The organism is Candidatus Hydrogenedentota bacterium, assembly GCA_018005585.1.
Taxonomy (GTDB): Bacteria; Hydrogenedentota; Hydrogenedentia; order Hydrogenedentales; family JAGMZX01; genus JAGMZX01.
Map to the genome: position 1 here is coordinate 1 of JAGMZX010000152.1, position 13,833 is coordinate 13,833.

Below are 13,833 nucleotides of genomic sequence, written 5' to 3' on the forward strand. Positions count from 1 at the left end.
CTAGAGTCTTATCACCGAGCACGTGTCCGGCGGTTTCAATCCGGCGGTCGCGTTGCGCGTGTCCAGCACCAGCGACGCCTCGGACAGTATGCGCACGTAGTCGAAGGCGCTGTGGTTGGTGACCACGAGCACCAGGTCAAAAGCGCGAACGCTCTGGCTCGCGTCGTATGCGGTCATGACACCGCCGGGCGCTTCGAGCCTCGGCACGTGCGGGTCGGCGAAGAAGACTTCCGCGCCCCGCTCGCGGAGCATGCCGATGATATCAATCGCCGGGGATTCTCGCGTGTCGCTCACATCGGGTTTATAGGCCACGCCCAGGATGAGTATCCGGCTGCCCTTGACGCTTTTGCACCGGTCATTGAGGGCCATTGCCGCTTTCTCGACCACGTAGGAAGGCATGCTCGCATTGATGGCACTCGCGAGTTCGATGAATCGCGCGGTGTAATTCATGCTCTTCATCTTCCACGAAAGATACAAGGGGTCAATCGGTATGCAATGTCCGCCGAGCCCGGGCCCAGGGTAAAACGGCATAAAACCAAACGGCTTTGTCTTCGCCGCCTCGATGACTTCCCAGACGTCCACGCCGAGCCGCCCGCATATCATGGCCAGTTCGTTGACCATGCCGATATTGATGGCGCGGAACGTGTTTTCAAGCAACTTGACCATCTCCGCCGTGCGCGCGTTGGAAACCGGGGCCAGCGTATCCACCGCGTAACGGTACAGGCCTATGGCCTTCTCCGTACAGGCGGGCGTAACGCCGCCGATGACTTTTGGGGTATTGCGCACGCCAAATTGCCGATTGCCGGGGTCCACGCGCTCCGGCGAGAAGGCAAGATAGAAGTCTTTGCCGGCCTTCAGGCCCGTTTCTTCAAGCCGCTGCAGCACCAGTTCGTCCGTGGTGCCCGGATACGTTGTGCTTTCAAGCACGACCAGCATTCCGGGGTGCAGGCGGCATCGAATCTGCTCCACTGCTTCCACGATATAGGAAATGTCCGGGTCCTGGCTCTTGCGCAGCGGCGTGGGCACGCAGATGCACACGGCATCCATCTCTGTCAGCACGCTGCAATCCGTCGTGGCGCGAAGCCGTCCGCCATGCACCAGTTCCGCGATAGTCTCGCTGGAGACGTCCAGCACGTATGACCGGCCCGCATTGATCGCGGCGGCCTTTTCCGGGTCCGTATCAATGCCGGCCACGTCGAGGCCGCCGCGCGCGAACTCGACCGCGAGCGGCACACCTACATATCCCATGCCCATAACTGCTACGCGAATTGAAGGACCCTCCCGCCTGACGCGCGCGTTCCCGGACCGGACGATTTGGCAATGCGCGGGGGCGCGCGTCAATGCTTCTTCCTGTTCTGTGTGCATCGTATGATCACGGTGCGGGAAAATCAACCGGCACAAGCGTAAGATTATCGAAAATCGATGAAAACTTGAACGATTCGCGTGCGTCCGGTATACTTCGTTCCGCATCAATCACCGGGTCAGGACGGCGCGCCGCAGGTAGCCGGCACGCGGCCATCAGGGGTGGGTTGTCCGCTGTCCGCGGCGGCGCACGCCCCGCGCACACAAGCAGCGTTGTGTGTTGCCGCGCGGCGTATGCGCCGTATTCCGGCGTCATGCGGCGGCGCTGCGCATAGTTCCGTGGCGTATGAAGACCGGCGGGGGCGATTTGTTTCCATTCGGCGAGCGATGCGGAGATTTCGGGAACAACCGTGCTGACGCACGACGGAGACAAGAGACCTATGGCAAAGAAGCGAGTCTATTCATTCGGGGGCGGCAAGGCCGAAGGCAAAGCGGGTATGAAGAACCTGCTGGGCGGCAAAGGCGCCAATCTGGCGGAAATGGCGCAACTGCGCATCCCGGTACCCGCAGGCTTCACGATTACCACCGAGGTATGCACCGAATACTACGAGAACAAGGGCAGGCTGCCCAAGGAACTCGAAGTGGAGGTGAAGAAAGCGCTTCAAGAGACCGAAAAGCTCATGCAGAAGAAATTCGGCGACGCGAAGAACCCGCTCCTGGTCTCGGTGCGATCCGGCGCGCGACAGTCGATGCCGGGCATGATGGAGACGGTCCTGAATGTTGGCCTGTGCTCAAAGACCATCCCCGGGCTCGTGGCCATGACGGGAAACGAGCGTTTCGTGTACGACTCGTATCGCCGCTTGATCATGATGTACGCGGACGTGGTGATGGAAAAGGCGGCGGGCATTGAGGTGGAGAAGGGCGAAGAGGGCGTGCGCGTGAAACTCGAGCACGCCATGGACAAGATGAAAAAGGCCAAGGGCGTCAAAGAAGACACAGACCTGACCGCCGATGACTTGAAAGCGCTGTGCGTCGAGTTCAAGAAGATCGTGAAGAGCACGCTCGGCAAGTCGTTCCCGGACGACCCCTATGAGCAGCTCTGGGGCGGCATCAAGGCGGTGTTTCAATCCTGGAACGGGAAACGGGCGATCGCATACCGCAAGATCGAACACATTCCCGACGAGTGGGGCACGGCCGTGAACGTGCAGGCCATGGTGTTCGGCAATCTGGGCCAAGCCTCGGCAACGGGCGTGGCGTTCACGCGCAATCCGTCCACGGGCGCGGACGAATTCTACGGCGAGTGGCTGGTCAATGCGCAGGGCGAAGACGTGGTCGCGGGGATTCGCACGCCGTCGCCGCTGAATATCGCAACCAAGACAGACGACAACCAAGCGATGCTGTCGCTGGAAGAGGCATGGCCTGGACTCTACAAGCAGCTGGTCGATATCCGTAACAAGCTGGAGAAACACTACCGCGACATGCAGGACATCGAGTTCACCATCGAGGATGGTGTGCTCTACATGCTGCAAACGCGGACCGGAAAGCGCACGGGCACGGCCGCGGTGCGCATGGCCGTCGAAATGGTGGAGCAGAAAAGCATCGACAAGGCCACGGCCCTGCTGCGCGTGAAACCGCAGCAACTGGACGAACTGCTGCACCCCATGCTGGACCCGAAAGCGGAAAAAAGCGCGACGCTGCTTGCCAAGGGGCTTCCGGCCGGACCCGGCGGCGGTGTCGGCCAGGTCGTGCTGACCGCGGACGACGCGGCGGCCTGGAAGAAAGACGGGAAGAAAGTCATCCTGGTTCGCACCGAGACATCGCCGGAGGACGTCCACGGCATGCACGCGGCGGAAGCAATCCTAACCGCGAAGGGCGGGATGACCTCGCACGCGGCGCTGGTGGCGCGCGGCTGGGGCAAATGCTGCATCGTGGGCTGCGCGGCGCTGAACATCAACCTGAAGACGCGCACCGTTGAAGTCGGGGGCAAAATCCTGCGCGAAGGCGACTGGATCAGCCTGAACGGCACGGCGGGCAAGGTGTACGAAGGCGCGCTGCCGGTGCTGCCCGCGGAACCGGAAAAGAACCCCTGGTATCTGAAACTGATGGATTGGGCGGACACGACGCGCCAGATCAAAGTGCGGACGAATGCGGAACGCCCGGCGGACGCGGCGCAGGCCGTGGCCTTCGGCGCGGAGGGCATCGGCCTCGCCCGCACTGAGCATATGTTCTTCGAACCGGAACGGATCATCCATATGCGGGAGATGATCCTGGCGGAAACGCCGGAAGCGCGCCGGGCGGCGGTCATGAAACTGCTTCCGTACCAGAAGAAGGATTTCCTCGGCATCTTCAAGGCGATGGCAGGCAAGCCGGTCACGGTGCGGCTGCTCGATCCGCCGCTGCATGAATTCGTGGGCGACCTGAACGACGCGCAAATCGCCGTGTTGTCCAAACAAATCGGTGTTCCGGCAGACAAGATCAAGACGCGTATCAAGAAGTTGCACGAGTTGAACCCCATGTTGGGACATCGCGGGTGCCGGCTCGGCATCGCCTATCCTGAGATTACCGAGATGCAGGCGCGCGCCATCATAGAGGCGGCGGTGCAACTGAAGAAGAAAGGCGTGGAAGTCCTGCCCGAGATCATGGTGCCGCTGGTCGGTTCGAAGAAGGAACTGGCGCATCAGAAGGCAATCATCAAGGGTATTTGCGACGAAACCGTCAAGAAGGCGGGCGTCGACCTGGCCTATATGATCGGCACGATGATCGAAGTGCCGCGCGCCGCGTTGACCGCCGGTCAGATTGCCGAAGAAGCCGAGTTCTTCAGTTTTGGCACGAACGACCTCACGCAGATGGGCTTTGGTTTTTCGCGCGACGACATCGGCGGTTTCCTGCCCATTTACCTAAACGAGAGCATCCTGCCGCAGGACCCGTTTGAGGTGCTCGACCAGGAAGGGATCGGCCAGCTCGTCGCCATGGCGGTGGAGAAGGGCCGCTCCACGCGCAAAAACCTGAAATGCGGGATCTGCGGTGAGCACGGCGGCGAGCCTTCGTCCGTCATGTTCTGTCACCGGGTCGGTCTCGATTATGTGAGTTGCAGTCCGTTCCGGGTGCCTATCGCGCGTCTGGCGGCCGCGCAGGCGGCGCTTCAGTGGCCGCGCATGACCAGCAAGACCGCTCCCAAGAAGAGTTCGAAGAAGGGTAAGAAGTAGCGGCAATCAACAAAGCCAAGACAAAGCCTGCCGCGTTCCGCGCCTGGATGTGGCAGGCTTTCTTATTTGTAGACGGCAATCCGCGACCTGAACGGCGCGAAGAATCTGCGCGGCCGGTAGGATTGTGGCCTCTGACACAATGCGCATCACGCCGGGTCCGGCCCTTGAAGCCCTCAACGGTTCTTGAAGAGAAAATGCGCCGTATTGGCTTATTGCCCGCTCATGCCAAGCCAGTTCGCGATATCGCGGATGACGGGAATGTCCCATCCCGCCACCACGGCAATGCCCGCAAACAGGACGATAACGATAATAATGGCAGCGATGGTGCTCAACTTTTCCCGCACTTTCGTCCATTGCATGGCTGTTTCACTCCTTCCCTATCCCGCGCGGTGCGCAGGACCCGCTACGGTTGTGCGGACTCGACAATCCGCATCAGCCGGCGCCCGTACTCCACGTAACTGTCATACAAGTGTTCCTCGCTGTCCGCTTTCTGGCCAGTATGGATGATCGCGGCCAGATGCGGTTCGATCGAGAAACCCCCATCATACCCGGATTGCAGCAAGTCAGTCACGATTTCGCGCACGTATCCGTCACCTTCGCCGCAATAGGTGTAGTGGTCCTCGCCATTGATGCGCTTCGCGTCCTTGATATGCACGTACACGATCGAGTCGAAAACGGCGCGGTAGTATTCCCACGAATCCTGCTCGTACGTGACCGGGTTGCCGGTATCGAAGACCACCTTGAGAGCCGGGCTGCCGACCTCGCCGAGCAGGATGTTGCTGTTCTCCGCGGAGAGGCCGCCCCAGCCGCTGCAATTCTCGTGTGCGAGGATGACGCCGCCGTCCTCGGCCATCTTGGCAAGCGTTTTCATGCGGCGGATGGATTCGTTTCGCCATTCGCGTTCCGGCAGGGGATGGTTCTTGTCGTTGGGGTAGCTCATGACGCGAATGAACGGAGTCCCGAGCTTGTGCATGCGCGGGATCGCGCGCGCCAGGTCGTCGATATCGACCTGCGGGTCCGTGGTTATAGGCCGCGCCCAGTTGGCAATCGCGCTCGAGAAGCAGGAGACCTGCATGCCGGCCTCGGCGAGGGTTTCGCAAACGAGTGCGAAAACGGCATCGGGGACTTGCGTGAAATTGACGCCGTCTACGCAACGCAGTTCCATGTGGGACCAGCCAAGCTCGCGGTGCGCCTTGACCTGAGCGCCTATGGATTGACCTGCTTCGTCCGAGATGCCGGAGAAAAACATGCTTGGCTCCTTCTTCTTGACGTGACTCGTGGGCGCGCGGCGAGCATTGCTCCCTTCGCGGCGCCGCAAGAGTGCTCACCCGCGCACGAGCGATTTTTCCACGTTGCTTCGCGTCTTTGCATCCGTCAGCGTTTCAATAATCTCCAGTGCAAAATCCATGGCTGTGCCCGGTCCGCGCCCCGTTATGATCCTTCCGTCGCGCTCCACCGCGCTGCCCGTGTAGCGCAGCCTGGGAAAGGCGCCGCCATCGATAAACCCCGGATAAGCCGTGGCCTTTTTGCCATCGAGCAGCCCCGCCTTTGCCAGGACGCGCGGCGCGGCACAAATCGCCCCCGCGAACTTGCCGGACTCCACCATCTTCTTCAGGATATCCGTGATGCGCGGGTCGGAACCCAGGTTGTCCGCTCCGGGCAGGCCGCCCGGCAAGACGACCATCGTGAAATCCTGGCCCAGCGTCTCCGCCAGCGTGGTATCCGGAAGAATAACGATGCCGTGGCTGCCCGTGACCGGAGTACTATCCAGCCCCGCTGTGACGACTTGTATACCAGCGCGGCGCAGGAGGTCAATGATGGTGACCGCTTCGAGTTCCTCACACCCTTGTGCCAGGGGCACCAACACCTTTGGCATGATTTTGTCCTCCCATAACCGGTGGCAATTCCATGTCCCGAACGTGAAATCCAGTGTAATGACGGCGATTGATGCAGTCAACCTCTGCCTGAGCCAGAGGTTCGCATGTCCCGCCGGAACGTGCTACACTCGACGCTCCGGAAACGCGTCATGGCATGGGGATTCGTGAGACCAATGGCGGCTTGAATCAGTGCAAGCAGCGGAAGGGAGAGAAAGGAAAATGACCTATCAATTCGTTCAAGTGGAAACGGCAGACCGGTGTGCATGGGTCACGCTGAACCGCCCCAAGGCGAACGCACTGTCTTTGGAACTGGTGCGTGAAATCCGGTCCGCGGTAGCGGCGGCCAATGCCGACCCGCAGGTGCGGGTTATTCTGGTCACCGGCGGCGCGAGCAAGTTCTTCGCGGCCGGCGCGGACATCCCGACGATCAAGGATTCCCTGGGCAACCCGATGATGGAAGGCGGGCTGCTGGCGGAGGGCCTGAACATGGTGAACACGATCGACGCCTGCAATAAGCCGGTCGTGGCTGTAGTCAATGGCATGGCGCTGGGCGGCGGCTGCGAACTGGCGTTGTCCTGTCATCTGCGCATCGCCGCGGACAGCGCGACCTTCGGGCAACCGGAAATCAATCTGGGCATCATTCCCGGTTGGGGCGGAACACACCGGCTGCCAAAGATTATCGGCGATGGCCGCGCCCGCGACTGGCTCATGACTGGGCGCACGGTGAGCGCGCAGGAAGCGCTGGAGGCGGGGCTGGTCTCGCGAATCGTTCCAGCGGACCAGTTGCGCCAGGCGGCGCAGGAATTGGCCGATGTCTTGAAGGCCAAGCCTGCCGCAGCGATGCAGCAGACGCTCCTGATCCTTCGTGGACGCGCCCTGCGCCCGGACCGCGGTCAGGAACTGGAAGCCGCCGGCTTCGAGATCGCCGCGCACAGTCGCGATGCGGCTGAGGGTCTCGCCGCGTTTGTCGAGAAGCGCGCGCCAAATTTTACGGGCGAATGACGGAATGCCGCACAGAACCGTCTGCCGCATAGGATTGTTATTCGCCGCAGCCATCCCGGTCTTTTGGGCGTCCGGCGCGGACGCCTTCGATGCTGGCGCGGCGAAATGCGACATGACGCCGCCGGTGGGTACCCCGTTGAACGGGTATGGCGACCGGATGGGCCGCGATTCCATCGGCGTGCACGACCCGCTGTGGGCGCGATGCGTCTATTTGAGCGATGACACGACTTCCGTGTTCCTGGTTACTACGGACTTGTGCTATATCCCGCGGGCGTTGCGCGACCGTGTTCTCGAACTGGCGCCGGAAGTCGTGCCGCGCGAGCATATCATTCTCACCGCGACGCACACGCACAACGGCCCCGGCGCGATGGAAGAGCGTATTGTATTTCGTTTCGTGAGCGGGCGTTATATTCCGGAAGTCTTGGAAGCGACGGCCCGCGCCATCGTACAGGCCATGAACGACGCCTATAACGCGCGCCGGCGCGCGGGCGTGGCCTACGGCACGGGGAAACAGACTGCGCTCAGCGAGAACCGGCGGATACCGAAAGGGCCGATTGACGAACAGATCGGCGTGATCCGCGTGGATGATTCGGACGGCAACCCAATCGCCATGATCGCCAATTTTGCCGCCCATCCGACCACAGTTCCCGAGACGGACCACTACCACTTTTCCTGCGATTATCCGGGATTCTACTATGCGGAAATGGAGCGGTTGACAAACCCGGACTGCATCGCCCTGTTCCTGAATGGCGCGGAGGGCGACCAGAAAACGTCCAACCCGGAGAGCCGCGAAGGCTGGGAACGCACGGAATCGATCGGGCGTCTCTTGGCGGTCCGCGCGAAGGAAATCGCGAATCCGCTCATCTGCGGAGAAGCCACGCTTCAGGTCGGGCAACGCGAGGCGGCTTTACCGCCGACACTGGCCTCCGCGTTTCAACCCAAAGAAGTGTTTCTGCAGACGCTCGAGATCAACGACCTGCTGCTCACGTTCTTCCCGGGCGAGCCGTGCGTCGAGGTTGGCCTCGAATTGCGGAGGCGCGCCCTGGAGCGGGGCTACAAGGCGCAGTTCAGCGTCGGGCTGGCCAATGACTACCTGAATTACTTCGTGCCCCGAGCCACCTACCACCGCTTTGACTATGAATGCGGCATGAACTTCTTCGGGCCTGGCATCGAAGACTGGTTCTACCTCGAGTTCTCGCGACTGATGACCCGCGGCGAACCGGAACCTGGGGGTGAACAACCGGAACCGGTGGAATTGAAGGAACTGAACGGCGCCAAGTATGTCGTCCTCTCGGGTTCCTATGAGAGTATGGGAGCACAGCGCGGGACGGCTTTTCAGGGCGCCTATATGGATCGGTTTGACCGGTTTATTGCACAGCCAGTCACGGCGGGCAAGCTGGCGCCCGGGGCTGGCTTGGGGGTATGGACCCCCGGTTTCCTCGACACGACGCCGCTCGCGCTGACTGTACTTGGCGTACGCGCGCGGACCTTGCTCTCGGGCTTGTCGCCGGGAACCTTTGCCGAGGTGGAAGGCATTGCGCGCGGCGTAGGCCTGCCGTTTGACGCAGTCTGGCTCCTGCAGCACGCGGCCTATCTCGAAGCCTGGAGTTCCGCGCCGGAGTTCCTGGAAACGCCGTTTTGCACCATGTTTGCGGCCACAGGCGACCGCGCCGGCGCGGACAGTCTGCTGGTCGGCCGCAATTTCGACTGGCCCGCGAATGAGGCGCCCGTAGTCGTGGAAATGCGGCCCGAGGAAGGCCGGCACTTCGTGAACATCGGTTTTGCGTGGAACACAGGCGTATACACGGGAATGAACGATGCGGGCGTCGTGATTGCCATCGAACGAATGCCGTTGCTGGGCACGTCTTCCTACGAAGGCGTCGCCGTCGAAATGCTCGCACGGGACGTGCTCGCCGCCGCAACGGAATTCGATACCGCGTTGGAGATGCTGCGCGAGGCAAAGCATATTCGCGGATTCCACGTGCTATTGGCTGGCCCAACAGCAAGCGCGCCCGCCGCGGCGGTACTTGAATACGGTGAGGACGTCAAGGTCCGCGGCCCGGAAGACGGTATCCTGATGGGCGTGCCGCCGGAAGCAGGCGCCGCGGATGATGCTGCGCGCACGAGGTATTCCCGCGTCCGGGACTTGACCGGCCAGGAACGCATCATCGGGCGCACGGAACTCGAGGAGGTACTGAGCGACATGGCCGTCAGCGAGACGGGGCTCGCCCGCATCTGGAACGATCAAACCCGGCATAGCGTCATTTTCGAACCGTTGCGGCGGCGTCTGCACGTTGCTTTTCCAGATACCGGGGGCGCACGCGGGCGTTACGTGACCATGACACTGGACGAGAATCGCGTCTATGAGTGATGTTGCCCGCATCTATGTGCCGCCCAAACGTCCGGGCCGTTTCCGATTTCGCCGCCTGCGAAAGGGCAGTTTCCGCCGCAAGGGCGGCTGCTTCGGCTCGGTCTTCCTTGGGATAGTGGTCTTCCTGTTGATTTGGGCTCTTTGGACAACACGTGATTCCTACTCCATGCACGAACTGATTCCCGGCGGCCAGCATTTCGAGATTTTGGCCGGCGGCTTGCTGGACAAACGGGAGAACATCGCAGCATCGCCCGTCTGGGCGCTTGCCCCGCCGGATTCCGTCGCCGGGCAATTGCCGGAGTTGCTTCGCGGCAGTTTCGGCATGCCCGACTGGCTCTTGAACAACCTCGTCTATGACCTCTGCCATGTGAGCGGGCGCGATGCGGTTCATTTTGATGACGTACTGCTGGTAACCCGGATGAGCCGCGTGGGTTGCCTCGCCGAGAAATTCCATCGCTTCGCGGGCGTCGCGGCGGACTTTGCGGGGGGACTGGAGCTGCGGCACTTCGCTCCGGCCAATCTCTATTACGCGGTCCGCGGACGCGTACTGGTGGCAAGCCCCTCGCGGGACACCGTAATTCGTGCCGTAACGCTGAGCGCGGACAAGACGATTCGGGCCGAAGACCTCGAAAAGGGCATTGAAGAGGCGGGCGGCGCGGACCTCTACGGCCGCTTTGATTTCGAGCCGGCAGACCTGGTGGGCGAAGTGTTCACGCAGGCGGTCTTCAAGTTGCGGTTCGAACCAGCGGGGGTGGTCGCGACATTTCACGGCACACTGCGCGAGCCTTGGCGGCAGCGGCTTGCCAGTCTCCTTGAAAAGGCGGCGCCCGCCACGCTGCAAACGCCGCCTGTGGGCCTGGTTGAGGTATCGGGCGATCTTGGCAAGCCGCTCAACGAAGTGATTCTGGGCGTAATCCGGGCGGCGGACGTCTCGGGACGGACCGAAGAAGTCTGGACCGCGTGGCTGTCGGGCAAGCTGAATGCGGATACGCAGGCTCTAACCAGCGTACTGGACAATGTGCTGGGCCTGGCTGGGCCCGGCTGGCGACTGTGCCTGCGCGGCGTGGACCTGAACGAAATGTTCCCCGCGCCGGAAATAGCGGGTACGTTCGACCTGCCACCGGAACTGGGAGAAGAGGTTCTCGCGTTCCTGCCTGAACCACCGCCCGGCGCGCAGCCCTGGGCCCCCTATCCGCGGCGCCTGACTGACAGCAACCTTGTGATCGTGCCATTCATAGGCGGACCTTCCTTGACACCGGCCTTTTCCATTTACAGTGGCGGCCTTTTTGTGAGCACAAGCCGGACGCTGGCGGCCACGCTTGCAGCGTCGGGTTTCGAAAAGCAGCCGCTTGCAGAGCCCGCGAATCTCCATGTGCGCGTACGGCCGGGGCCGCTTACACAGGCCGTGGCGGACACGGGCAGGCTGCTGGCGCGCAATCACCTGTTGCGCGGGTTCACCGAGGAATCGTTCGGCCAAAGGTCTGCCGCCTGGCTGGAAAAGGCGGCACAAGTGGAAATGGTGACGTTGCAGGCCGCGCACAAGGATGGCGAAGTCGCTTTCACCCTCCGGCTTCATATGGGACAGCCCTCCGCGCCGAAATAGGCCGAGTGGCTGAGAAACGCCGCGTGTTTGATGCCGCTCAGAACCGCAAGAGAATGAGGGTCGCGGCTTCATAGGCGGCCGCGCACGCGAGCAGCAAGCCGGACCAGAGCGCAGCACCGGCCATACACGAAATGCCTCGGCGGAAGGGGCCGAGCAACGAACCGGCGGCCAACCCCCGGTAACAGTAGACCAGGTAGACACAGACCGCAAAACAGGCCAGGATGTACGCCTCGAATTCCAGCGCCATGGTAATGCAGTGATACGAATAGCCGTTCATCGTGCTGGTCCAGAGCGGCGCCATGAGGAAGCCGATGAAGGCGAAACTGGCGGCGGTTTTCAGCACGCCGATGCCGGGAATGACGATTGAAACCAGCAGGGTGAACATCAGCGTGGCCGTGATGTAGTTGTGATGGAAAGTGGCCAGCGCCGCCCGCACGACACTGGCGGAGGAATACGCCTCGCCGATGTAGGAGAGTTCTCCCTTCGCGAATATGTCGGCGACCAGGCTGGTCAACGTCATGTTCCACAGCGGCGTTCCCATGCCGGCCAGCATCGCGCCGAAGAACACGGCATATAGCGCGGCGTGCAGACCGAACCAAAAGCGGGGGCGCAGCACAATCTCGTCAAGCAGGGGCGTGCCGCCATGAATGCCTCGCTGATGCAACGTCCACCAGATTTGCGTTACCAGCAGCATCCCGCCCGCCGCCGCGCAGGCCAGGCCAATAATGCCCAGCAAACGCAGGGGAGTGCCGATTAACCCGATTCCGCTTGCGGATTCCAGAGGCGCCGGGTTCGCCTGCGAGTCCGAAGCGGTTTCATCCGCCTCATTCGCGGGAGGCGTCGCCGACGCCGCCTGGACCGCCGCGGAGCCGTCCGGGTGCAGCCAGCCTTGGGTCGCTCCGGATTCGGGCGTGAACAGGAGGCGAAACGCATCATGTTCGGGAAGCAGGTAGGCAAAGAGGAACGGTCCGGCGTAAGGGTTGATGCGTCCGACTGCTTGAAATCTCGTGCCGTCCATCGTGAACGATTCGCTGCGCGCGAGCGGCCCGGCCAGCACCTCCGCATGCCCCGGTTCCGGCAAGCGCCCGGACGCCAGGATTGTCTGCAGGTCAACCGCTCCCGTGGGAATGAAGAGGATGAACTCCGTCTTTGCCTCGTTTTCGCGGATGCTCTCGACGAGTTGCCGATAATCGGGGTCGTCTGCGGGGACGCCGTAGGCGCCTTCAATCCAGCTTGCCAGGGAAGGGAAGTTCTCAGGCGGCGCACGACGCACCATCACTGGCACGGCGCCCGCCGGGGGAGGGACGTCCTCCGGAACGAACAGGCCTTCCGCCCATGGCTGGTGCGCGACAATACGCGCTTCAATCCCCGCGCCTGCGAGAAGGATAACGATGCCAAGACCTATGAGCAGGCACGCAGGCCTCCACAGGCGCCGTCGCGGCATGAGCGGGGTCAGCGGGTTCTCGGATTCGGGCAGGAGATCCGTCATGCCGCTTCAGGCGACGCGGGCGTCAGCGCCGCAATGGTCCGGCGGAGCAGCGCCGTGAAATAGGCCTCGGCGTTTGGCCCAAACCAGGACATGAAACCGGTTTCGTACTCGAGGGGCTCGACGTTATAGTACTTATCCGGCGACAGATACCCGCAATACGCGGCGCAAAAGCCGCTTGCCCAGAGGTCGATACCCATTTGGCGCGCCCATTCCTTCCACTCCGCGCTAAGCTCGCCGCTCAGGTCAAAAGGAACACCAAAGAGGTACACGCTTCCCACGCGCACACCCTGTATCCAGCCGTCCGGCGGATTGCCCAAGAGCTTCGTCACGAAGGGAGAAAGCCGCCACTTGGTGCTGAGCGGGCGCATCTGTACGGGCGGCATGCCGAGCGCCGTGCCGAGGGAGGCCACATCCGCGGTCTCTGTATAATTCTCCGGCGCAAGCTGCGCGGCATCCGCCAGCAGCAAGCGAGCCAGGCCCGCGCCCATCGCCTCGACGCGCTGCTCGCGCGTGGGCGCTTCCGGGGCGCGCGGTCCCATGCTGCCCAGCGCGCCGCCCAGGTACACGACTTCGGCGCCGCTTTCCATCTCGAGGGTGCGCATCAGCGCGCCGGGATACTCCGCGGAGAACTCGAGCATGTCGTCATCGTAATTCGTGGGGTGCGCCGAGAAGCTGACCAGAAAACACTTCTTCCCATCATCGCGTTCCAAGGCCAGATAACTCAATTCCGAGTCTACCCCCGCATCACGGGCACGGTTTCGGATGAACTGCGGCGCGTCCACGCTGTCGTGCGCATAACGTGCCGGCTGCATTGAGGCATATGCCTCCACAATCGCCTCTGAGAAACGGGCAGCGAGCATTTCCACGAGTTCCGGATCGTACTTGCCGCCTGTAATCCGCGCCGCCAGACCCGGGCCGAAACCGCCCGGTCCGCAGTGCGTATGACTGGCGCCAAAGAGAATATCCTGTTCGGTGAGGGGCGT

At 62.2% G+C, this 13,833-nt stretch carries 10 protein-coding genes; 4 read left to right on the forward strand and 6 right to left on the reverse strand.

Annotated features, from left to right (window positions below; genetic code table 11):
• Positions 1-1,365: a nucleotide sugar dehydrogenase gene (locus tag KA184_19665; protein ID MBP8131801.1), complete on the reverse strand. Its 1,365-nt coding sequence runs from the start codon at positions 1,363-1,365 to the stop codon at positions 1-3.
• A gap of 377 nt (positions 1,366-1,742) precedes the next feature.
• Between KA184_19665 and KA184_19670 the strand changes: the two genes are divergently transcribed.
• Complete coding sequence (locus KA184_19670) at positions 1,743-4,508, forward strand: pyruvate, phosphate dikinase (protein MBP8131802.1); 2,766 nt, start codon at positions 1,743-1,745, stop codon at positions 4,506-4,508.
• Positions 4,509-4,717: 209 nt separating this feature from the next.
• On the opposite strand, the gene KA184_19675 is transcribed toward KA184_19670, so the two are convergent.
• From KA184_19675 to KA184_19685, 3 genes are all read right to left on the reverse strand, one after another.
• The gene (locus tag KA184_19675) at positions 4,718-4,867 is read right to left on the reverse strand and encodes a hypothetical protein (GenBank protein ID MBP8131803.1); all 150 of its coding nucleotides are present in this window, start codon (positions 4,865-4,867) and stop codon (positions 4,718-4,720) included.
• A 44-nt stretch (positions 4,868-4,911) separates the two neighbouring features.
• Positions 4,912-5,757: a sugar phosphate isomerase/epimerase gene (locus KA184_19680; protein MBP8131804.1), complete on the reverse strand. Its 846-nt coding sequence runs from the start codon at positions 5,755-5,757 to the stop codon at positions 4,912-4,914.
• Positions 5,758-5,832: 75 nt separating this feature from the next.
• On the reverse strand, positions 5,833-6,384 hold the full coding sequence (locus KA184_19685) for a DJ-1/PfpI family protein (GenBank protein ID MBP8131805.1): 552 nt from the start codon (positions 6,382-6,384) through the stop codon (positions 5,833-5,835).
• Between the two features lie 220 nt (positions 6,385-6,604).
• Here KA184_19685 and KA184_19690 point away from each other — a divergent pair, with 220 nt between their 5' ends.
• The 3 genes from KA184_19690 to KA184_19700 are packed head-to-tail and all read left to right on the forward strand — an operon-like array spanning position 6,605 to position 11,361.
• The gene (locus KA184_19690; protein ID MBP8131806.1) at positions 6,605-7,387 is read left to right on the forward strand and encodes an enoyl-CoA hydratase/isomerase family protein; all 783 of its coding nucleotides are present in this window, start codon (positions 6,605-6,607) and stop codon (positions 7,385-7,387) included.
• Positions 7,388-7,391: 4 nt separating this feature from the next.
• Entirely contained in the window at positions 7,392-9,758 is a 2,367-nt protein-coding gene (locus tag KA184_19695; protein ID MBP8131807.1) for a neutral/alkaline non-lysosomal ceramidase N-terminal domain-containing protein, read from the forward strand.
• Entirely contained in the window at positions 9,751-11,361 is a 1,611-nt protein-coding gene (locus KA184_19700) for a hypothetical protein (GenBank protein MBP8131808.1), read from the forward strand. Before KA184_19695 ends, KA184_19700 begins: the two co-directional genes overlap by 8 nt.
• A 37-nt stretch (positions 11,362-11,398) precedes the next feature.
• Here KA184_19700 and KA184_19705 read toward each other — a convergent pair whose 3' ends face one another.
• On the reverse strand, positions 11,399-12,850 hold the full coding sequence (locus KA184_19705; GenBank protein MBP8131809.1) for a hypothetical protein: 1,452 nt from the start codon (positions 12,848-12,850) through the stop codon (positions 11,399-11,401).
• Positions 12,847-13,833: hypothetical protein (locus KA184_19710; GenBank protein ID MBP8131810.1), on the reverse strand; the 987-nt coding region annotated here is incomplete at its 5' end. The genes KA184_19710 and KA184_19705, both read right to left, overlap by 4 nt.

Bases quoted from the DNA above. Each gene is read 5' to 3' on its own strand.
- KA184_19680 (MBP8131804.1), bottom strand. From the start codon at position 5,757: ATGTTTTTCTCCGGCATCTCGGACGAAGCAGGTCAATCCATAGGCGCT.
- KA184_19675 (MBP8131803.1), bottom strand. From the start codon at position 4,867: ATGCAATGGACGAAAGTGCGGGAAAAGTTGAGCACCATCGCTGCCATT.
- KA184_19665 (MBP8131801.1), bottom strand. From the start codon at position 1,365: ATGCACACAGAACAGGAAGAAGCATTGACGCGCGCCCCCGCGCATTGC.
- KA184_19685 (MBP8131805.1), bottom strand. From the start codon at position 6,384: ATGCCAAAGGTGTTGGTGCCCCTGGCACAAGGGTGTGAGGAACTCGAA.
- KA184_19695 (MBP8131807.1), top strand. From the start codon at position 7,392: ATGCCGCACAGAACCGTCTGCCGCATAGGATTGTTATTCGCCGCAGCC.
- KA184_19690 (MBP8131806.1), top strand. From the start codon at position 6,605: ATGACCTATCAATTCGTTCAAGTGGAAACGGCAGACCGGTGTGCATGG.
- KA184_19705 (MBP8131809.1), bottom strand. From the start codon at position 12,850: ATGACGGATCTCCTGCCCGAATCCGAGAACCCGCTGACCCCGCTCATG.
- KA184_19670 (MBP8131802.1), top strand. From the start codon at position 1,743: ATGGCAAAGAAGCGAGTCTATTCATTCGGGGGCGGCAAGGCCGAAGGC.
- KA184_19700 (MBP8131808.1), top strand. From the start codon at position 9,751: ATGAGTGATGTTGCCCGCATCTATGTGCCGCCCAAACGTCCGGGCCGT.